The sequence below is a fragment of the Streptomyces sp. NPDC001027 genome (genome assembly GCF_040299045.1).
Classification (GTDB): domain Bacteria; phylum Actinomycetota; class Actinomycetes; order Streptomycetales; family Streptomycetaceae; genus Streptomyces.
This window is the reverse complement of record NZ_JBEPBI010000147.1, coordinates 1-19,922: the sequence shown is the minus strand read 5'-3', so window position 1 is coordinate 19,922 and position 19,922 is coordinate 1. Positions and strand designations below refer to the sequence as shown.

Genomic DNA, 19,922 nt, shown 5'->3' with positions numbered 1-19,922 from the left:
GGCGGCCACCACGACCCTCTTGGCCTTATAGTAGTCGTTCACGGTAAGCGAGATTTGATGTTGAGTGTCTGGAGTTCAGACGTGTTCTATTCCGATCTGGCGCGTCGCAGGCCGTGACCCGGCGGGGGCGCCCCGGCCGGGTCAGGGCAGGGGGACGCCCAGCACCGGCAGGAGTCTGGAGGGGGCCGTGCCCCGCAGCCACGGCGGCAACAGGGACAGCGGGTCCAGATAGGTCCCGCCGCGCCGCAGCCCCCAGTGCACGCAGGTCAGCGCGCAGTGCGAGCCCGACGGCTCCACCGTCCCGACGACCTGGCCCGGAGTCACCCGGTCGCCCTCACGCACCGACGCCCGCACGGGCTCGTACGTCGTGCGCAGCGGCGGCGCACCCGTGGCCGTCAGCTCCACCGAGACGACGCCCCGGCCCGCCACCCGGCCGGCGAAGAACACGCGCCCGGCCGCCACCGCTCGTACGGGTGCGCCCGGCGGCGCCGCCAGGTCCACGCCCCGATGGCCGCGGGCGTACGGCGTCGCCGGGGGTTCCCAGCCCCGTACCACCGGCGGACGCGCGCCCACCGGCCACGTCCGGCCGATCGCCGGCACGGGAGGCGACCCGCCGCCGACCTCGCCCTCGGCGGGGACAGGACCAGGAGGCGGGGACGGGGACGCCGCCGACGACGGGGCGGCCGAGACAGGGGGGTCCGTCCGGACAGGCGGGGCGGACGCGCCGGATGAGGCGGCCGGGGCAGGCATGTCTGTCGTGACAGGCGGGTCCGCCGGGACAGACGGGCCCGTCGGGACGGGCGGCGGGGCGGACGCGCCCGAGGCGACCGACCGGGCGGGCAAGGCTGATGGGACGGACCGGGCGGACACGGCTGATGGGTCTGATGGGTCTGATGGGTCCGGTGGGGCCGGTGCGCCGGTCCATGCCATGACCGTCAGCGTCATGATCGACAGGAGCAGCGCCAGGCCGCCCGGGCATCGCTTCGCGTACATGACCGCACCGTCCCGCACCCCGTCGATCACCGCTCGGGCCTGTGGACCGTCCGCCGCTTGTGGACAGCGGCGTCACCCGGCACCCCGCGGGTCCCGTACACTTCTTCTGGCGATCCGGGTCACCGGGTCGACTTCGCACGCCCCAATATCGAGGGCCGGCCACGGTCGGTCTTCCGGTATCCGCGCCCCTCGGTCCTTCGTGGCTCGGCGCATCGCGGGCGTCAGGCGCGGGAGCCGTCCGGTTCCCGCGGCACAACCGAGAACCCAAGGAGAACGGCCATGGCCGTCGTCACGATGCGGGAGCTGCTGGAAAGCGGCGTCCACTTCGGTCACCAGACCCGTCGCTGGAACCCGAAGATGAAGCGCTTCATCTTCACCGAGCGCAACGGCATCTACATCATCGACCTGCTCCAGTCGCTGTCGTACATCGACCGCGCCTACGAGTTCGTCAAGGAGACCGTCGCCCACGGCGGCACGGTCATGTTCGTCGGCACGAAGAAGCAGGCGCAGGAGGCCATCGCGGAGCAGGCCACCCGCGTCGGCATGCCCTACGTCAACCAGCGCTGGCTGGGCGGCATGCTCACCAACTTCTCGACCGTCTACAAGCGCCTGCAGCGCCTCAAGGAGCTCGAGCTCATCGACTTCGAGGACGTCGCCGCCTCGGGTCTGACGAAGAAGGAGCTCCTGGTCCTCTCGCGTGAGAAGGCCAAGCTCGAGAAGACCCTCGGCGGTATCCGCGAGATGTCCAAGGTCCCCAGCGCCGTCTGGATCGTGGACACCAAGAAGGAGCACATCGCGGTCGGTGAGGCCCGGAAGCTCAACATCCCGGTCGTCGCCATCCTCGACACCAACTGCGACCCCGACGAGGTCGACTACAAGATCCCGGGCAACGACGACGCGATCCGCTCCGTCACCCTGCTCACCCGCGTGATCGCCGACGCCGTCGCCGAGGGCCTCATCTCCCGTTCCGGCGTCGCCACCGGCGACAAGGGCGACAAGGCCGCCGGCGAGCCGCTGGCCGCGTGGGAGCGCGACCTGCTCGAGGGCGAGAAGAAGGCCGACGCCGAGAAGGCGGACGAGGCTGCCGAGAAGCCGGCCGAGGCCGCTGTCGAGGCGCCGGCCGCCGAGGCCGCCGCTGTCGAGGCTCCCGCCGCCGAGGCCGCTCCGGCCGCCGAGGGCGAGCAGGCCTGAGTCAGGCCGTGAGCCGTACGGTCGCAGCGCGGTCCGTATGGTCGTAGGGCGAAGTGACGGCGGGAGGCACCGGGAGTGCCGCCCGCCGTCCACCCACAGCCCGCAGATCTTCGTAGATCTTCGAGACTTCGAACTCCGAGAGAGATTCACAGATCATGGCGAACTACACCGCCGCCGACGTCAAGAAGCTCCGTGAGCTCACCGGCGCCGGCATGATGGACTGCAAGAAGGCGCTGGACGAGGCCGAGGGCAACGTCGACAAGGCCGTCGAGGCGCTCCGCATCAAGGGCCAGAAGGGCGTCGCCAAGCGCGAGGGCCGCTCCGCCGAGAACGGCGCCGTGGTCTCGATCATCGCCGACGACAACTCCTCCGGCGTCATCGTCGAGCTGAAGTGCGAGACCGACTTCGTCGCCAAGGGCGACAAGTTCCAGGCCGTCGCCAACGCGATCGCCGAGCACGTGGCGAAGACCGCTCCGGCCGACATCGAGGCGCTCCTCGGCTCCGAGATCGAGGCCGGCAAGACCGTCCAGGCGTTCGTGGACGAGGCCAACGCCAACCTCGGCGAGAAGATCGTGCTGGACCGCTTCGCGCAGTTCACCGACGGCTACGTCACCGCGTACATGCACCGCACGATGCCCGACCTGCCCCCGCAGATCGGTGTCCTCGTCGAGCTGGACAAGCCGAACGCCGAGGTCGCCAAGGGCGTCGCCCAGCACATCGCCGCCTTCGCGCCGAAGTACCTCTCCAAGGAGGACGTGCCGGCCGAGGTCGTCGAGTCCGAGCGCCGTGTCGCCGAGGAGACCACCCGCGCCGAGGGCAAGCCCGAGGCCGCCCTGCCGAAGATCGTCGAGGGTCGCCTCAACGGCTTCTTCAAGGACGCCACGCTGCTCGGCCAGCCGTACGCGCTGGACAACAAGAAGTCGGTCCAGAAGGTTCTGGACGAGGCCGGTGTCACCCTGAAGCGCTTCTCGCGCATCAAGGTCGGCATCTGAGTCCGTACCGCGATCGACGCGTCGGCCCGATAGGGTCGGGTGCAGTCGTCCGGTACGCCGTCACGCGCACGCGTGGCGGACGACAGCAGATCTGACGAGGAGGCCATTGCCGCGCATGGGATGCGAACGACACCCCACCGGCAGTGGCCTTCTTCGTTTGTGCACCACGCGAAAGAGGCGGGAACTCCCATGACCACCAAGGCCCAGAAGAGCGACGACGGCAAGGTACACGGCCGGTTCCTGCTGAAGCTGTCCGGAGAGGCGTTCTCCGGCGGCGGGGGCCTGGGCGTGGATCCCGACGTGGTGCACAAGATCGCCCGCGAGATCGCGGCGGTCGTGCGCGACGGCGCCGAGATCGCGGTCGTCATCGGCGGCGGCAACTTCTTCCGCGGCGCCGAGCTCCAGCAGCGCGGCATGGACCGCGCCCGCTCGGACTACATGGGCATGCTCGGCACCGTCATGAACTGCCTCGCCCTCCAGGACTTCCTGGAGAAGGAGGGCATCGACAGCCGGGTGCAGACCGCCATCACCATGGGCCAGGTCGCCGAGCCGTACATCCCGCTGCGCGCCGTGCGGCATCTGGAGAAGGGCCGTGTGGTGATCTTCGGCGCCGGCATGGGCATGCCGTACTTCTCCACCGACACCACCGCCGCGCAGCGCGCCCTGGAGATCGACGCCGAGGCGCTGCTCATGGGCAAGAACGGCGTGGACGGCGTCTACGACTCCGACCCCAAGACCAACCCGGCGGCCGTCAAGTTCGACGCCCTCGGCTACGGCGAGGTCATCACGCGCGAGCTGAAGGTCGCCGACGCCACGGCGGTCACGCTGTGCCGGGACAACAAGCTCCCGATCCTCGTCTTCGAGCTTCTCGCGGAGGGCAATATCGCTCGCGCCGTCAAGGGTGAGAAGATCGGCACGCTCGTGGACGAGCAGGGCGGCCGAGCCTGACCGGTGAAATCCCGGTGACGTACGACAACACCTGACCGGGGGGCGGACCCTGGTCGGGGGATGGACAATGTCCTGCCGGTCGGGAACCGTGCAGGAAGAAGACGCGACGCAGCCGGCCGCCGCCCCCGCAAGGATCCGCAGCCGGGCCTACTCAAGACACGCAGGAGCAAGTGGTGATCGAAGAGACCCTCCTCGAGGCCGAGGAGAAGATGGAGAAGGCCGTCGTCGTCGCCAAGGAGGACTTCGCCGCGATCCGCACCGGCCGTGCGCACCCGGCGATGTTCAACAAGATCGTCGCCGACTACTACGGCGCACCGACGCCGATCAACCAGCTGGCCTCGTTCTCCGTGCCGGAGCCGCGCATGGCGGTGGTGACCCCGTTCGACAAGACCGCGCTGCGCAACATCGAGCAGGCGATCCGCGACTCCGACCTGGGCGTCAACCCGAGCAACGACGGCAACATCATCCGCGTGGTGTTCCCCGAGCTGACCGAGGAGCGCCGCCGCGACTACATCAAGGTCGCCAAGGGCAAGGGCGAGGACGCCAAGGTGTCCATCCGCGCCGTCCGCCGCAAGGCCAAGGACGCGATCGACAAGCTGATCAAGGACGGCGAGGTCGGCGAGGACGAGGGCCGTCGTGCGGAGAAGGAGCTCGACGACACCACCGCGAAGTACGTCGCTCAGGTGGACGAGCTCCTGAAGCACAAGGAATCAGAGCTGCTCGAGGTCTGATGAACGACTCTTCCTGGGGCTCACCGCCGCACGCCGGACCGAGGGCCGGGTACTGGGGGCCCGTCGACCAGGGGCGGGGACCTGTCCAGGGGGCCGCCCCGGCGGGTCCCGCGTACGATGCGCCTGAGGCGCAGCAGACTCGCCCCATGCCCATCGTCCCCGACGTACCCGCACACGGCGGTCACCAGGATGACGACCGGGGAGCCGCTCGGCCGGGCGGCCCCCTGTTCCGAGACGAGAACTACGGCGGCGCGCCCTACGGCACCCAGCCCTACGGCGACGCCGCCCACGGCAACGACACCCCGTCGGCACAGCCCCCTGCGGCGGTGCCGCAGAATCCGGAGCCCATGCCCGACGCCCCTCAGCCGGCGCCCGCACCGCAGAAGAAGAGCGCGGGCCGAGACCTGGGCGCGGCCATAGGGGTCGGCGTCGGGCTCGGCGTCGTGATCGTCGCCTCGCTGTTCGTGGTCAAGGCCGTCTTCGTCGGCGTGATAGCGGTCGCCGTCGTCGTGGGTCTGTGGGAGCTGACCAGCAGGCTGCAGGAGCGCAAGGGCATCAAGGCGCCGCTCGTGCCGCTCGCGGTCGGCGGGGCCGCGATGATCGTCGCCGGTTACGTCCGGGGTCCCGAGGGCGCGTGGGTCGCCATGGCCCTCACCGCGCTCGCGGTGCTGGTCTGGCGCATGACCGAACCGCCCGAGGGCTACCTCAAGGACGTCACCGCCGGCGTCTTCGCAGCCTTCTACGTCCCGTTCCTGGCCACGTTCGTCGCCCTGATGCTCACTGCCGACGACGGCGCCTTCCGCGTCCTGATCTTCCTGCTCCTGACGGTCGTCAGCGACACGGGCGCGTACGCCGTGGGCTGGCGCTTCGGCAAGACCAAGCTCGCCCCGCGCATCAGCCCCGGCAAGACCCGCGAGGGCCTGTTCGGCGCGGTGTCGTTCGCGATGGTCGCCGGTGCGCTGTGCATGCAGTTCCTGATCGACGACGGCGCCTGGTGGCAGGGTCTGCTGCTCGGTCTCGCCGTCGCGGTCAGCGCCACGCTCGGCGACCTGGGCGAGTCCATGATCAAGCGGGACCTGGGCATCAAGGACATGGGCACGCTGCTCCCGGGCCACGGCGGCATCATGGACCGCCTGGACAGCCTCCTGCCGACGGCGCCGGTGGTCTGGGCCCTGTTCGTCCTCTTCGCGGGTTCGAGCTGAGGCCGGGCCGATACGTGCAGCACCAGGAGCCCCCGCCCCGGCGGGGGCTCCTGGCTGTACGGAGCGTGCCCCGCGGTGAGGGGGGAGTTTGTCTCGCGTTGCGGGCGTCGACCGGGAATGCACGGATACGACAACTCCTGACTCTGCCCAGGTGGGCACGCAGTATAGTGACTAAGACGCTGATCCGGTCACCCATCGTCATGTCACAGTGACTCCGGGTCCGTGAGGGTGAGTGGAAGAAAAGGCGACTCGGAGTGATGCCTGAATGAGCGGGACGTACAACTCGGCAAGCTATGTGGAAGACGTTCTTCTTGCTGAGACGGGTTTTCGGGAGTATGACGCACGGTGGGTCATCCAGCCGACCGGCGACGGCACTCCTGTCGGGCTGAATTTCGTGGGGGCCCGAGTCCTCGGGCTTCACCTGGGCCGCTTCCTCGCCGAGGAACTCGACGCAGGTCGGCGCATCGTCGTGGGTCACGACTTCCGGAGCTATTCGGAGAACGTGAAGAACGCGCTCGTGGTCGGTCTGCTTCAGGCGGGCATGGAGGTCGTGGACATCGGCCTCACGACGACGCCGGGCGCCTACTACGCGCAGTTCTCCTTGGACGTCGACTGCGTCGCCATGGTGACGGCGAGCCACAATGAGAACGGCTGGACCGGTGTGAAGGTCGGCCACCGCAAGGCGTCGACGTTCGGTCCGGACGAGATGCAGAGGTTCAAGGCGTACACCCTCACCGGCCAGGCCGCCGGCACGGAGGGCAGGTCGGGCTCCTACACGTTCAGTGAGGGCGCTCGTGAGGCCTATCTCGACGGTCTCGTCGAGGAGTGGGCTGAGCGGTTCGACGGCCTGCCGCGCCTCAAGGTCGCAGTGGAGACCGGCAACGGCACAGCCGGCCTCTACGCGCCGATTCTTCTGGAGCGGCTCGGCTTCGAGGTCGTCCCGGGCAATGTGGAACCCGACTGGACCTTTCCGCACTTCAACCCCAATCCAGAGAGCGTCCCGTTCCTGCGCGCGGTGGAGTCTCTGGTGGCCGGCAGCGGAGCCGATGTGGGGCTCTGCTTCGATGGAGACGGTGACCGTCTCGGCGTGGTCGACGACTTGGGCCGACTCGTCTTCGCCGACCGAGTCGGACTGGTGGTCGCCAAGTTCCTCGAGGAGCAGATCAAGGTAGCCGGACCCTTCGTCATCGACGTCAAGTCCACGTCGCTGTACGAGTCCGAGCTGGCCAGCGATATCGTGTGGGCGAAGACGGGGCATTCCTACGTCAAGGCCGCCGTTGCCGAATCCGGCGCCGTTGCGGGATTCGAGCGAAGCGGTCACTTCTTCTTCGGTGAGCCGTTCGGCCGAGGGTACGACGATGCCTGTGTCGCCGCCCTGGCGCTGCTGTGGGCGCTTTGCAGCGCCAAGGCCACCGACAAGGACTGGAATCTCTCGGCGAAGCTCTCGCTCCTGCCGAAGTCCTTTGCCTCCCCCAATCGGCAGCCCTATGCCTCGGACGAGACGAAGTATGCCGTGGTCGACGAGATCGCCGCGTACTTCGAGGGGAACCGCCGGCTGGCGGGGCAGCCCATCGCGCGGATCAACCGGCTCAACGGTATTCGGGTGGAACTGGAGGACGGAAGCTGGTTGCTGGTGCGGGCATCGTCCAATTCTCCCAATCTGGTGATCATCGCAGAGACGTTCGATGAGGACGGCGCTCTGCTCAAGGCCATCGACGCGGACGTCCGATCGGTCGTCGCCGCGACCGGGGTCGACATCGGCCCGTTCGAGTCCCTGGCGGAGTTCTAGTGGACGGACCAGCTCCCTTAGCGGGCCCGGAAGGGTTCATGGAGCACCCTCGTCGTGTGGTCCTGGACATCGGGGGAACGTGGTTTCGCAGCGGCGTGCGGAACGCGGACGGTTCCCTGTCCGACGTGACGCGTGTGCCGGCGGTCAACTATCTGAATCATCCGGGCCTGTCACAGGCACAGTTGCGCCAGCGGCTGGTCGACTACGTTCTCGGTGAGGCGCACAGGCTCGGGGGCGGGAGCGCGAACGCGCCCCTGCCCGTCGGCATCTCTGTCGGTGCAGCGGTCAACGGGCACACGGGCGTCATACTCGGCTCCGGGCCCCTCTGGGGTCCGGGCTCCGAATCGTTCGATCTCACCGAGGCGCTCTCCGAGGCGAGGGACGACGTCCAGTGGTCCGTGGTCAATGATGTGACCGCGTTGGCCGCCTACTTCGCGAGCAGGCCTGCGTACCGCCACGCGAAGAAGATCAGTGTCTTCACGATCAGTACGGGAATCGCCTGCCGGACGATCGACGTGGCGAACCGGAGAGTGCCCCTGCACCCGCAGCTCGGAGTGCAGGGGGAGATCGGGCACATACCGATCGACTTCCACGCCGCGGGACGTGTGCTGGACCTCCAGTGTGACTGCGGCGGTCCTTCCCATCTCAACGCATACTGCTCAGGTCGCGGCATACCCCGCGTGATGGCGGGGCTGGCGTCCGCGCTGGAACGACCGCAGTGGCTCGACCCCGCCCTGCTGCAGGATCCGTCGCTCTGGGCTGCCCTGCTCCTGAAGGACCTCGCGGCATCGGATCCGGCTGCGACCGAACTTCTGCACTCCGTCGTGAAACCGGTGGCCCAGTCGATCGTCTCGCTGTTGACCGTCGACCCGGAAGTGACGCGGATCGTCGTCACCGGGGGCGTGTCGCAGTCCCTCGGCCGTGCGTACCAGGACGCAGTGCATCACGCCTTGGAAAAACTTGGCATGTATATGATTACGGACGCGGATCCGCAGTATTTCCGGACCACGGTGGAGTTCGCGGGTGTGGACGACTCGGCCGGACTGCTGGGCGCCGCGCTCGCGGCCGACCAGCTGAACGCGTCGAAGCCGTCCACGCGGCCTTCGGTCGGACTTCTTCTGTCTCACCGGGCGCGTCGCATGGACGAGCACCAGTCGGTGACGTACGACACCGTCTTGACCAGCGGCGGAGCGGCGAAGGCGCTGGTCCGCAGCCTCGATTCGCTGGGGGCGGTCCGGCCGGTCGTCCTGGCCGATGCGGCGGTCTCCGAGATATACGGCCCCGAGCTGGTCGTCGAACTCGAGGCGGCTGGATTGCGTCCGCTTCTTCGCACCGTGCCCTCGGGCGAGTCGGCGAAGAACTGGAAGGCGCTGGAACTGATTCTTCAGACGCTCGAGTCCGCTGAGGTCTCTCGTCGGCTGCATCCCGTGGTCGCACTGGGCGGCGGGGCGGCGCTCGACGCAGTGGGGTTGGCGGCGGGGCTGTACCGGAGAGGCGTTCCGTATGTGCGCGTGCCCACTTCTCTGGTCGGGCTCATCGACGCAGGGGTCGGGGCGAAAGTCGCTGTCAACGAATTCGGTCACAAGAACCGTCTGGGTCTTTTCTATCCGCCCGTGGACACGATCCTGGACGTGAGTTTCCTCAGGACCCTGCCGCACCGATTCATGGTGAGCGGCACAGCCGAGGCGATCAAGATATCCGTCGTCGCTGACGAGACGCTCTTCGACCTGCTGGAATGCGATTCGCAGCGACTTTCCGACCCTGCCTTCTATCAGACCGACAGGGGAATCGAGGCGGTAGCCAGAGCAGCCGACGCCATGATGTCGTCGCTGTCCGGAAACCTCTGGGAGAGGGGACTGGATCGTGCGGTCGATTTCGGGCACGGTGTGAGTTCCCTGATCGAGATGAGCGGCCCTTCGGTGACCCACGGCGAAGCGGTCGCCATCGACATGGCGCTCACCCTCGAGGTCGGCCGGGACCGCGGCATCACCCCTCCCGATGTCGTGGACCGGGTCATACGCTTGATCAAGGCGGTCGGACTCCCCGTCCACCGTGCGTCTGTGACAGCCGATCAGCTCTTCGAAAGCCTCGGTGAGACAGCCGCTCATCGCGGGGGGAGCCAACGGTTTCCCCTGATCCGAGAGGTCGGACAGGCACCCGTCTTCGTCAGTGATGTGGAGCGCGACGAACTCGGAGAAGCCTGGTCCAGGCTCTCCGGTCATGGTGAGTGAAGGGCCGGGCGTGATGCGGAGACGTGCGAGACGACTCGTCATGCCCCCCGGGCGTGGCGGGCTCACCTGCGAAACGTTCGACCTCCCTGCACACGTCGACGTGTATCGCGTCGTGGAGCCCCTCTTCGTGGGCATCTGTGGCACGGACCTCGACATCCTCGCGGGCGGCCGGGACGACACCGCTCGGATTCTGGGGCATGAGGCGGTGGTGCACGTTCCTGAGCGCCGTCAGAGGAACGCAGGCGGCGAAGAGGCGCACGGAGGGCTCTACCTGGTCAACCCGGTGGATCCGCACGATCAGGACCGCATCGTCGGGCACAGCGAGGAGGGGATGCTCCAGGAGGCGCTGTGCCTCTCAGACGCGACGTCGTGGGCTGCGCGCTTGGTCCCTGTGCGCGCCGGCCTGGCCCCGCTGCTCGCGGTCGTCTCGGAGCCTCTCGCCGCCGCGGTCTATGGTCTCGGACTTCTCGGCGCTCCCGAAGCCGTCACGCGGTTGCTGGTGGTGGGGGCGGGGCCGATGGGCGTGGTCACCGCGGTGGCGGCGCGTCTGCTGGGGGTTGCGGAAGTCGCTCTCGTGGACGCGTCCGAGCGCAGGGTGCAGAGTGCGGTGGACAACGGATTCGTGGAAGCGGGCCTCGCAGCGTGCCCGTCGTCACGACGCTTCCCCGCCGCTGCCGCCCTGTACGGAGGGGCCGGTCCGGATGCGGTGGCGCTGTGTGTGGGGAGAGGGCAACGACGTGAGGCACTCGGTCAGGCCGTCGCCGTCGCGGCTGCCGGCGCCTGCATCGATCTGACGACGGGGTTCGGGCCGGGAGAGAAGATCAGTGAGATTCCGGATGTCGAACTGAATCCGATTCGTCGAAGCAACGTGTGCGGCAGCCCGCGGTCCGGACACAGGCTCGAAGCGCGGACCCGCGAGGGGAAGATCATTCATCTCACCGGACATCGCGGGACCTCGCCCGAGCACATGAGCCGAGCCATGGGCATGCTGCTGCGTCATCCCGACGTCTTCCGGCGGGTCATCACCGACGTGGTGTCGGTGGAAGGCGCTCCGCGAGCAGTCGCGGACCTCGTGCAGCAACGCAGGGATCCGAACACGGCGCCCTACCGCAAGCTGGTGGTGTCGCTGGGATCGTCATGAGGGGTCGGCGTCAGCGGTTGCGGGCCGCTCGCCAGGTCAGGACCAGGAATCCGCGGAGGAAGGTGGCTCCGCTCGCGAGAGCTGCGAAGAGGAAGCTGACGGCGATGCTTCCGGCCCAGGTGTCGCCGTACGGGACTTTGGAATTCAGAAGTCCCGACTGGAGGAGCAGGAAGAGCCCGACGGCCGCGACGAGAATGAGGGCTGCGCTCATCACCGCTCGAACGCGCCGCTTGCTTTTCTCGGCGGTGTGAAAACTCCGAACGGCGGTCCTGTGACTGCGGGCCCCGACCACCAGCGATTCGATGAGGTCGTGGACGTTGGACGACGCTATGTACATCGTCGTCACGACCCAGATGCCCAGACCTTCGGACTTCACCAACATCACTGGGTTCTGTCGGTCTTCGGTGTACAGGAGCGGGAGCCAGTCCTTCGACCAGCTCTGAAAGGCCCCGGTGTACATCTTGGTCGGGTTGAGCTCTTCCATCGACCGCACACTCGTCGATCCCGGGGGGAACCACGACGTTCCGGGGGGCTGGGAGTAGGCGGAGTGAATGGGGGCGGCGACCCCCTGGACGATCGGATGCTCCCTGAGGCGAGGGTTGACTTGGACGGTCGAACCGAACGGGTAGGTCTCGCGCGCCAGGACGGCGATCTGGCCCGGGAAGAGAATGTCGTAGGCGCGTTGCGCCGGACGCCATCGCTTGGGCTGATTCTCCATGATCACAACACCGCCGCGCCGCACGAACTGAATGAAGTGATCGTCGTAGAAGGCGAGGATGTCCTGGGCGCGGTCCGCCGCGTACATGACCGCCCCGTCCAGTACGCACCAGTTGAATATGACGACGTCGTAGGCGTAGATGTTGAAGAACAGCCGCGCTTCCATGTTCGCCTGAAGGCTGACGAGTTCGACCTGGAGATCAGGTATGGACGTCAGTTGTTCGTCCCAGAAGCATGTTCTTCGTCTTGCGGGATCCAGGTCGTCCACGATGACGGCCACCTTCATCCTCGGTCCTCGCCTTCGATGACGTCGAGCATCCTTGTGAGCATGTCGAAGTCCCCGACGGACAGAACACGGTCCGCTTCGACCCGGACGGCGGACTGCTCTCGGCGGCACAGGACGCCGACGCTGGAATCGCGGAGTTCGAGAGGGGTCTGGATGTCGGATCGATAGGAATCGCCCACGACGACGATGGAGAGCGACTGCAGAGGTGTGTCCAGGTCACGGGAAATACCTGAGAAGACGAACTCGTAGAAATCTTTGCTGGGCTTGTCGATCGGGTCCCCGATGAAGGACGATGCATAGCTGATGCCGTGATCGCGGAGATTGACCATCCGTTTGCGTTTGTCTCTTCGCGACACTCGAGGATCGTAGGAGAATTGCCCATTGTCGCACTCGTGATATCGAGCGTCGCTGGAGGTCATGAGGTAAACGGGCATGCTGCGCGACGCCAGCCTTCGGGAGAAGCGGGCAGCGTCGGGGAAGACGAGCGGGTGCTCGCGCATGTGATCCCAGTAACGGTCGACGCAGCGGTTCAGCTCTTCCGGCGGGAGGCTTGCGCCGCAATCCTCGACGGCGACGCGCAGGAGGATCTCACGGCTGAACAGGCGTGTCGTTCCCCACCTTTCCCGGATGTCGACCTGGTGGCCGCGGACTCGCGACTCGAGTTCCTTCACGGAGTTCAGCGCGGCCCTGTCGGCGGTCGACGCCTGTTGATGGAGCACCAGGAGCTCGTCGAACACCTCGCGAAAGCGACGGGCCACCGAGGCGGCCAGGGAGGTCGTCATGCTCCCCGACAGTTCCGACGCCAGAGACTCGGCTGCGTCGTGATGCATCGCCCGGGTGTCGGTGAGGGTGTCGTCGACGTCGAGGAGCCATACGACGGTGCGATCGGGCGCAGGGAGGGCGTGACTGATCCATCCCGGGATTTCTTCCGGTCTCATCGGGTGTCTCTTTCGACGGTGTGGCACAGGCGGAAGGAGTCCGAACGGGGTGGCGTGCCGCCCAGCAGGCCGGCGGTGACGGCCGCGCCGACGGCGCCCGTCAGCGAGCCGTGCGCCGCTACGCATATGCGCACTCGCCGGGCCGGGGCCGGGAACGCGTGCCGGGAGACGCCGGCCTGCACGGGATCGGTCAGTCGTCGCCCGAGGGCGGCGACTCCGCCGCCGAGGACGACCATCTCGGGATTCAGTACGTTGACCATGCCGGACACGGCTGTGGTAAGCGCATCCACCGCTTCTCGCAGCGCCCTTTCCGCGGCGGAATCCCCCTTGCGCAATGCGGTCCGGAAATCCATGTTCGAAGCGACTTCGGCTGCGGCTGTGAATTCGGATACGACTTCGGCTGCGGCTGCGGCTGCGGCTGCGGCTGCGGCTGCGACGTCGGCTGAGCCATGCGGTCTTGCTTCCTCGGCCTTCAGCTCGGCATAGCGCGCGTTGATGGCGGTGCCTGAGGCGTACGCGTTGAGGCAGCCTTTGCTGCCGCAGTCGCACTGTCTGCCGGAAGGCTCGACGACGAGATGGCCGATCTGCCCGGCGGTGCCGTCGCTTCCCCGCAGCGGTTTCCCGTCCAGGAGAACCGCGCCGCCCACTCCCGTGCCCAGCGTGAGACCGACAAGGCAGCTCGGTCTCCCGTGCGGCGGCAAGCTCGCGATATGTCCTAACGCCGCCATGGTGGTGTCATTGTCGACGGTGACGGGGACGTCGAGACGCGATCCCAGCAGCGACTCGAAGTCGACGTCACGCCACGCAGGCAGAATGATGGAATCCCGGAAGGTTCTGTCCGGCGCGATGAGTCCGGGCAGCCCCACTCCGACAGCGTGGAGAGCTTCGCGAGCGGAGCGCGTCGTCTCCAATAAGGAATCGATCAGTCGCCGGCATTGGCTCGCGGATTGCTCCGGAGTGCCTGAGCGGTCCGTGGGCTCGACGATATCGGCCAGGACTGTGCGACAGCCGGACATGAGAACAGCGGCAGTCTTTGTGCCGCCCACGTCGATCCCCACCGTCAGACGGCTGTCCACCCGTGCCTCCCGCCAAGAGGAACTTCCCGTGAAGGATAGCGGCGGCAGTCGATCTCGGGTAGGGAACCGTGGAGTTGTGAAGATATGGCCGGGGTGAGGCCGGGGGCGTGCCGAGCGGCGTGAGTCGTCTGGTGACCCGAATCCGCATTGCCGAATGCCTGCGGCGGCACGCCGGACCGAGTGATCTTCGAGATCCCGTGCCGCCAAAGCCCGCCAAAGCCCGCCAAAGCCTGCCAAAGCACGTCCGAGGCCGCCAAAGCCCGTCCAAGCCCGTCCAAGGCCGTGCGATGCCGTCCTCGGGCCGTCCGAGGTCGGCCGGCGCTGGCAGACGCCGCCCGCGGGTGACCACCCCCACCCCCCCGCTGGCCTGGGCCCCCGCGGATGATCTGCGACACTGGTCGTGTTATGCCGAAGCCCGGAGAACTCACATTCGTCGCCCCCCGCGGAGCCCAGAAGCCGCCGCGGCATCTTGCCGATCTCTCGCCCGCCGAGCGGAAGGAGGTCGTGGCGGAGGTCGGGGAGAAGCCGTTTCGTGCCAAGCAGCTCTCGCAGCACTACTTCGCGCGCTACGCGCACGACCCGGCGGAGTGGACCGACATCCCCGCCGGTTCCCGCGAGAAGCTGCGCGAGGCGCTGCTGCCGGACCTGATGTCGGTGGTGCGGCACCTGTCCACGGACCAGGGGACCACGCGCAAGACGCTGTGGCGGCTGTTCGACGGCACGCTCGTGGAGTCGGTGCTGATGCGGTACCCGGACCGGGTGACCATGTGCATCAGCTCGCAGGCGGGCTGCGGGATGAACTGCCCGTTCTGTGCGACCGGGCAGGCGGGGCTCGACCGGAACCTGTCCACCGCCGAGATCGTGCACCAGATCGTCGACGGGATGCGGGCGCTGCGGGACGGCGAGGTGCCCGGCGGGCCGGCGCGGCTGTCGAACATCGTGTTCATGGGGATGGGCGAGCCGCTCGCGAACTACAAGCGGGTCGTGGGAGCCGTGCGCGCCCTCACCGACCCGGCGCCCGACGGGCTCGGGCTGTCCCAGCGGGGCATCACCGTGTCGACGGTCGGGCTGGTGCCGGCCATCCACCGGTTCGCCGACGAGGGCTTCAAGTGCCGGCTCGCGATCTCCCTGCACGCCCCCGACGACGAGCTGCGCGACACGCTCGTCCCCGTGAACACGCGGTGGAAGGTGCGCGAGGTGCTGGACGCCGGGTTCGAGTACACCGAGCGGTCGGGCCGCCGGCTGTCCATCGAGTACGCGCTGATCCGGGACATCAACGACCAGGCCTGGCGTGGTGACCGGCTCGGCCGGCTGCTGCGCGGCAAGCCCGTGCACGTCAACCTGATCCCGCTGAACCCGACCCCGGGCTCGAAGTGGACGGCGTCCCGGCCGGAGGACGAGAAGGCCTTCGTCGAGGCGATCGCCGCACACGGGGTGCCGGTCACCGTCCGCGACACCCGCGGCCAGGAGATCGACGGCGCCTGTGGCCAGCTCGCGGCCACCGAGAGGTAATCTGGCCACATCACGTCATCAGATTCGGACATCTTCATATTCCGACAGGGGAGCGCCACAGCGCTGAGAGTGCGGCAACCGGGCCGCAGACCCTCTGAACCTCGCCCAGGTCATTCTGGGTAGGAAGTTCGGTCATCACTCGAGCTGTTGCGCCCTGCCCGGGGTCCCGCGCGGACCCCGGGCAGGGCCGCGTCTCTTCCTGGTCCGTCCCAGGAGGAAATCCAGTGCAGAACAAGACCTTCGTCGCCGCGGCCGTCGGGCTCGGCCTGGTCGCCCTCACCGCGTGCGGGTCGTCGGCGGACGGGAAGGGCGAGACGGAGTCCAAGACCGTCACCCTGGTCAGCCACAACTCGTGGGCCGTCTCCAAGGGCGTGCTCGCGGACTTCGAGAAGCAGTCCGGCTACCGGGTGAAGGTCCTCAAGGACGGCGACGCCGGGCAGGCCGTCAACAAGGCGATCCTCACCAAGGACCATCCGCAGGGCGACGTCTTCTTCGGCGTCGACAACACCCTGCTCTCCCGCGCCCTCGACAACGGGCTGTTCCAGTCGTACGAGGCGAAGGGGCTGGACCAGGTCGGCGCCCAGTACCAGCTGGACGTCGGCAAGCACCGCGTGACGCCCGTCGACTTCGGCGACATCTGCGTCAACTACGACAAGGCGTACTTCACCGAGCACAAGCTGGCCCCGCCGGCGACCTTCGACGACCTGGTGAAGCCCGCGTACAAGGACCTCCTCGTCACCGAGAACGCCTCCACCTCCTCGCCCGGTCTCGGCTTCGTGCTCGGCACCGCCGCGCAGTACGGCGACACGGGCTGGGAGGGCTACTGGAAGAAGCTCAAGGCGAACGGGGTGAAGGTCGTCGACAGCTGGGACCAGGCCTACACGGAGGAGTTCTCCGGGTCCGCCGGCGGCAAGAAGGCCAAGGGGGACCGTCCGCTCGTCGTCTCCTACGCCTCCTCGCCGCCCGCCGAGGTGGTCTTCGGCGACCCCAAGCCGGCCACCGCGCCCACCGGCGTGGCGACCGGCACCTGCTTCCGGCAGGTCGAGTTCGCCGGGCTGCTGGGCAACGCGGCGAACTCCAAGGGCGGCAAGGCGCTGATCGACTTCCTGATCAGCAAGAAGTTCCAGCAGGACATGCCGTTGAACATGTTCGTCTACCCGGTGGTGAAGGGCGCGGCCGTGCCCGCCGAGTTCACGCAGTACGGGCCCGCCGCCGAGCACCCCGAGACCATGGACCCGGCGAAGATCGCCGACCGTCGCGACCAGTGGGTCAAGTCGTGGACCTCGCTCGTACTGAAGTAGCCCCGTCCAAGGGAGCCTCTGGAGGCCCGGGAGCCTCCAAAGGCCGAGGGGGCCGGAGCGCCGGGGGAGCCCGGGGCTCGTGGGGGAGCGCGGCGGCGCGGCTCGGTCTCATGGCCGTGCCCGTCGCGTTCTTCGCGATCTTCTTCGCCTACCCGGTCGCCGCGATCGTCGCCCGCGGGCTCCACAGCGACGGCTCCTGGCGCTTCGGGCAGCTGTGGGACGTGCTCGCGCAGTCCGACATCCGGCACGTCCTGTGGTTCACCCTCTGGCAGGCGCTGGCCTCCACCGCGCTCACCCTGCTGGTCGCGCTGCCTGCCGCCTATGTCTTCGCACGGCTCGACTTCCCCGGAAAGCAGGTGCTGCGGGCCGTCGTCACCGTGCCCTTCGTGCTGCCGACGGTCGTGGTCGGCACGGCTTTCCTGGCGCTCGTCGGCCGTGGCGGGCTGCTGGACGAGCTGGTGGGCGTACGGCTGGACACCACGGTGTGGGCGATCCTGCTGGCGCACGTGTTCTTCAACTACGCGGTCGTCGTACGGACGGTGGGCGGGCTGTGGGCGCAGCTGGACCCCCGGCAGGAGGAGGCGGCGAGGACGCTGGGCGCCTCCCCTCTGCAGGCCTGGCGCACCGTCACCCTGCCGGCGCTCGGGCCCGCCGTCGCCGCCGCCGCGCTGATGGTGTTCCTCTTCACCTTCACCTCGTTCGGCGTGGTGCAGATCCTCGGCGGCCCCACCTTCTCCACCCTCGAGGTGGAGATCTACCGGCAGACTTCCGAGCTCTTCGACCTGCCGACGGCCGCCGTCCTCACCATCGTGCAGTTCGCCGCCGTGGGCGCGATCCTCGCCGTGCACGCCTGGACGGTGCGGCGCAGGGAGTCCGCGCTGCGGCTCGTCGACGCGGCGGGCACGGCGCGCCGGCCGCGCGGTGCGGGGCAGTGGACGCTGCTCGCCGGGGTGCTCGCCACGATCGTCGTGCTGCTGGCGCTGCCGCTCGCGGTGCTGGTGCAGCGCTCGTTCGACGCCCCGGACTTCGCCTACTACCGGGCGCTGACCAGCGACGACGGCAACGTGTTCCTCGTTCCGCCGATCGACGCGATCGGCAACTCGCTTCAGTACGCCGTCGTCGCGACCGCCATCGCCGTCTTCGTCGGCGGGCTCGCCGCGGCGGCGCTCACCCGGCGGGACGCCGGACGGCTGGTGCGCGGCTTCGACGCGCTGCTGATGCTGCCGCTGGGCGTCTCCGCGGTGACCGTCGGCTTCGGCTTCCTGATCGCGTTGGACGAGCCTCCGCTGGACCTGCGGACCAGCTGGATCCTCGTCCCGCTCGCGCAGGCTCTGGTCGGCGTCCCCTTCGTCGTGCGGACCATGCTGCCGGTGCTGCGGGCGGTGGATCAGCGACTGCGCGAGGCCGCCGCCGTGCTGGGCGCGTCCCCGTGGCGGGTCTGGCGGGAGGTGGACCTGCCGTTGGTGCGGCGGGCGCTGCTCGTCGCGGCCGGGTTCGCCTTCGCGGTGTCGCTGGGGGAGTTCGGGGCGACCGTGTTCATCGCGCGGCCCGACAACCCGACCCTGCCGGTCGCCGTTGCGCGGCTGCTCGGCCGGGCCGGAGAGCTCAACTACGGCCAGGCGATGGCCCTTTCGACGATTCTGATGGTGGTGTGCGCGGTGGCGCTGCTGGTGCTGGAGCGACTGCGGACCGACCGGACGGGGGAGTTCTGATGCTGCTGGAGCTGGAACGCGCGACGGTGCGGTTCGGCGGGCACGCCGTCCTCGACGAGGTCGATCTCGCGGTCGCCGAGCACGAGGTGGTGTGTGTGCTCGGGCCCAGCGGCAGCGGAAAGTCGACGCTGCTGCGGGCGGTGGCCGGACTCCAGCCGCTGGAGAGCGGACGGGTCCGGCTCGACGGACGGGACCAGGCCGGCACCCCGGCGCACCGGCGCGAACTCGGGCTGATGTTCCAGGACCACCAGCTGTTCCCGCAGCGGGACGTCGCCGGCAACGTGGCCTTCGGGCTGCGGATGCGCGGCTTGCCGAAGGGCCGACAGGGCGACCGGGTGCGGGAGTTGCTCGAGCTGGTCGGGCTGCCGGGTGCGGGCGGCCGCGCCGTGGCCGCGCTCTCCGGCGGTGAGCAGCAGCGGGTGGCGCTGGCCCGGGCGCTCGCCCCGAGCCCCCGGCTGCTGATGCTCGACGAGCCGCTCGGGCAGCTCGACCGGTCGCTGCGCGAGCGGCTCGTCGTGGAACTGCGGGAGCTGTTCGGCCGGTTGGGCACGACCGTGCTGGCGGTCACGCACGACCAGGGCGAGGCGTTCGCGCTCGCCGACCGGGTCGTGGTGATGCGGGACGGCCGGATCGCCCAGTCGGGCACGCCCCTCGAGGTGTGGCAGCGGCCGGCGGACGCGTTCGTCGCGCGCTTCCTCGGCTTCGACAACGTGGTGGAGGCGACCGTCACGGGCGCGGTGGCGGTCACGCCGTGGGGGAAGGCGCCGGTGCCGGCCGGCTCCGGGCAGGGAGCGCGCACGCTGCTCGTACGGCCGGCCGGCGTTCGCCTGGCGGGCGCGGACGAGGGACTGCGCTGCACGGTCGCAGCGCGCACCTTCCGGGGCGCCCATGTCGCCCTGCGCCTGCAGCCGCAGGACGCGCCGACGCTCGAGGCGGTGTGCGCGCTGCGTGACGCACCCGCGGTCGGCGACGCCGTGGGAGTCTCCTTCGACTCGGCCGAAATCGTGGTGCTGGACTGATCCGTCGGCGCCCGCGGTGTGCCACGGCAGGGCGCTCGACAGCGCCGTCCGGGCGCGCCGGATGTCCCACGGGATCACCGTGCAGCGCGACGGGGCTCCTGCCCCTGCTGCATGCGGACGGCCCGCCCCGGTGAGGGGCGTGC

Annotated in this window: 16 protein-coding genes; 12 read left to right on the top strand and 4 right to left on the bottom strand. The window is 68.8% G+C overall.

All coding sequences use genetic code 11. The features are described from left to right. Positions 1-141: 141 nt before the first annotated feature. Positions 142-750 carry a murein hydrolase activator EnvC family protein gene (locus tag ABT300_RS29790; protein ID WP_351681991.1) on the bottom strand — a complete coding sequence of 203 codons (609 nt, stop codon included), beginning with the start codon at positions 748-750 and terminating at the stop codon, positions 142-144. A gap of 522 nt (positions 751-1,272) precedes the next feature. Here ABT300_RS29790 and rpsB point away from each other — a divergent pair. The 8 genes from rpsB to ABT300_RS29750 all read left to right on the top strand — a co-directional run bounded on the left by rpsB (position 1,273) and on the right by ABT300_RS29750 (position 11,218). Next, the gene (gene rpsB, locus ABT300_RS29785; RefSeq protein WP_351681988.1) at positions 1,273-2,184 is read left to right on the top strand and encodes a 30S ribosomal protein S2; all 912 of its coding nucleotides are present in this window, start codon (positions 1,273-1,275) and stop codon (positions 2,182-2,184) included. Between the two features lie 155 nt (positions 2,185-2,339). Beyond that, the gene (tsf, locus tag ABT300_RS29780; protein ID WP_351681985.1) at positions 2,340-3,176 is read left to right on the top strand and encodes a translation elongation factor Ts; all 837 of its coding nucleotides are present in this window, start codon (positions 2,340-2,342) and stop codon (positions 3,174-3,176) included. Between the two features lie 189 nt (positions 3,177-3,365). Continuing rightward, complete coding sequence (gene pyrH, locus ABT300_RS29775; RefSeq protein WP_107441700.1) at positions 3,366-4,124, top strand: UMP kinase; 759 nt, start codon at positions 3,366-3,368, stop codon at positions 4,122-4,124. Between the two features lie 173 nt (positions 4,125-4,297). Then, positions 4,298-4,855: a ribosome recycling factor gene (gene frr, locus ABT300_RS29770; RefSeq protein WP_057580535.1), complete on the top strand. Its 558-nt coding sequence runs from the start codon at positions 4,298-4,300 to the stop codon at positions 4,853-4,855. After that, the gene (locus ABT300_RS29765; protein ID WP_351681980.1) at positions 4,855-6,057 is read left to right on the top strand and encodes a phosphatidate cytidylyltransferase; all 1,203 of its coding nucleotides are present in this window, start codon (positions 4,855-4,857) and stop codon (positions 6,055-6,057) included. Before frr ends, ABT300_RS29765 begins: the two co-directional genes overlap by 1 nt. Before the next feature lie 265 nt (positions 6,058-6,322). Next, positions 6,323-7,846 carry a phosphohexomutase domain-containing protein gene (locus tag ABT300_RS29760; RefSeq protein ID WP_351681978.1) on the top strand — a complete coding sequence of 508 codons (1,524 nt, stop codon included), beginning with the start codon at positions 6,323-6,325 and terminating at the stop codon, positions 7,844-7,846. A 56-nt stretch (positions 7,847-7,902) separates the two neighbouring features. Then, complete coding sequence (locus ABT300_RS29755) at positions 7,903-10,077, top strand: ROK family protein (RefSeq protein ID WP_351681975.1); 2,175 nt, start codon at positions 7,903-7,905, stop codon at positions 10,075-10,077. Between the two features lie 100 nt (positions 10,078-10,177). After that, complete coding sequence (locus tag ABT300_RS29750) at positions 10,178-11,218, top strand: hypothetical protein (protein WP_351681972.1); 1,041 nt, start codon at positions 10,178-10,180, stop codon at positions 11,216-11,218. Between the two features lie 10 nt (positions 11,219-11,228). Here ABT300_RS29750 and ABT300_RS29745 read toward each other — a convergent pair whose 3' ends face one another. Genes ABT300_RS29745 through ABT300_RS29735 form a run of 3 tightly spaced genes read right to left on the bottom strand, consistent with a single transcriptional unit; the run spans position 11,229 to position 14,235 of the window. Then, complete coding sequence (locus tag ABT300_RS29745) at positions 11,229-12,221, bottom strand: hypothetical protein (RefSeq protein ID WP_351681970.1); 993 nt, start codon at positions 12,219-12,221, stop codon at positions 11,229-11,231. Further along, positions 12,218-13,159, bottom strand: coding sequence for an HAD family hydrolase (locus ABT300_RS29740; protein WP_351681967.1), 942 nt, complete (start codon positions 13,157-13,159; stop codon positions 12,218-12,220). The genes ABT300_RS29745 and ABT300_RS29740 overlap by 4 nt, the downstream gene beginning before the upstream one ends. After that, positions 13,156-14,235 carry an ROK family protein gene (locus ABT300_RS29735; RefSeq protein WP_351681966.1) on the bottom strand — a complete coding sequence of 360 codons (1,080 nt, stop codon included), beginning with the start codon at positions 14,233-14,235 and terminating at the stop codon, positions 13,156-13,158. Before ABT300_RS29735 ends, ABT300_RS29740 begins: the two co-directional genes overlap by 4 nt. 405 nt (positions 14,236-14,640) lie before the next feature. Here ABT300_RS29735 and rlmN point away from each other — a divergent pair, with 405 nt between their 5' ends. The 4 genes from rlmN to ABT300_RS29715 all read left to right on the top strand — a co-directional run bounded on the left by rlmN (position 14,641) and on the right by ABT300_RS29715 (position 19,779). Next, positions 14,641-15,747, top strand: coding sequence for a dual-specificity RNA methyltransferase RlmN (gene rlmN, locus ABT300_RS29730; protein ID WP_057580538.1), 1,107 nt, complete (start codon positions 14,641-14,643; stop codon positions 15,745-15,747). 224 nt (positions 15,748-15,971) lie between these two features. Then, positions 15,972-17,048 (top strand): thiamine ABC transporter substrate-binding protein, encoded by a 1,077-nt coding sequence (locus tag ABT300_RS29725; RefSeq protein WP_351681963.1) that lies wholly within the window; start codon positions 15,972-15,974, stop codon positions 17,046-17,048. A gap of 110 nt (positions 17,049-17,158) precedes the next feature. Further along, positions 17,159-18,760: an ABC transporter permease gene (locus ABT300_RS29720; protein ID WP_351681961.1), complete on the top strand. Its 1,602-nt coding sequence runs from the start codon at positions 17,159-17,161 to the stop codon at positions 18,758-18,760. Then, the gene (locus ABT300_RS29715; protein WP_351681959.1) at positions 18,760-19,779 is read left to right on the top strand and encodes an ABC transporter ATP-binding protein; all 1,020 of its coding nucleotides are present in this window, start codon (positions 18,760-18,762) and stop codon (positions 19,777-19,779) included. Before ABT300_RS29720 ends, ABT300_RS29715 begins: the two co-directional genes overlap by 1 nt. Positions 19,780-19,922 lie beyond the last annotated feature (143 nt).

Bases quoted from the DNA above. Each gene is read 5' to 3' on its own strand.
- ABT300_RS29790 (WP_351681991.1), bottom strand. From the start codon at position 750: ATGCCTGCCCCGGCCGCCTCATCCGGCGCGTCCGCCCCGCCTGTCCGG.
- rpsB (WP_351681988.1), top strand. From the start codon at position 1,273: ATGGCCGTCGTCACGATGCGGGAGCTGCTGGAAAGCGGCGTCCACTTC.
- tsf (WP_351681985.1), top strand. From the start codon at position 2,340: ATGGCGAACTACACCGCCGCCGACGTCAAGAAGCTCCGTGAGCTCACC.
- pyrH (WP_107441700.1), top strand. From the start codon at position 3,366: ATGACCACCAAGGCCCAGAAGAGCGACGACGGCAAGGTACACGGCCGG.
- ABT300_RS29765 (WP_351681980.1), top strand. From the start codon at position 4,855: ATGAACGACTCTTCCTGGGGCTCACCGCCGCACGCCGGACCGAGGGCC.
- ABT300_RS29760 (WP_351681978.1), top strand. From the start codon at position 6,323: ATGAGCGGGACGTACAACTCGGCAAGCTATGTGGAAGACGTTCTTCTT.
- ABT300_RS29745 (WP_351681970.1), bottom strand. From the start codon at position 12,221: ATGAAGGTGGCCGTCATCGTGGACGACCTGGATCCCGCAAGACGAAGA.
- ABT300_RS29740 (WP_351681967.1), bottom strand. From the start codon at position 13,159: ATGAGACCGGAAGAAATCCCGGGATGGATCAGTCACGCCCTCCCTGCG.
- rlmN (WP_057580538.1), top strand. From the start codon at position 14,641: ATGCCGAAGCCCGGAGAACTCACATTCGTCGCCCCCCGCGGAGCCCAG.
- ABT300_RS29720 (WP_351681961.1), top strand. From the start codon at position 17,159: ATGGCCGTGCCCGTCGCGTTCTTCGCGATCTTCTTCGCCTACCCGGTC.
- ABT300_RS29715 (WP_351681959.1), top strand. From the start codon at position 18,760: ATGCTGCTGGAGCTGGAACGCGCGACGGTGCGGTTCGGCGGGCACGCC.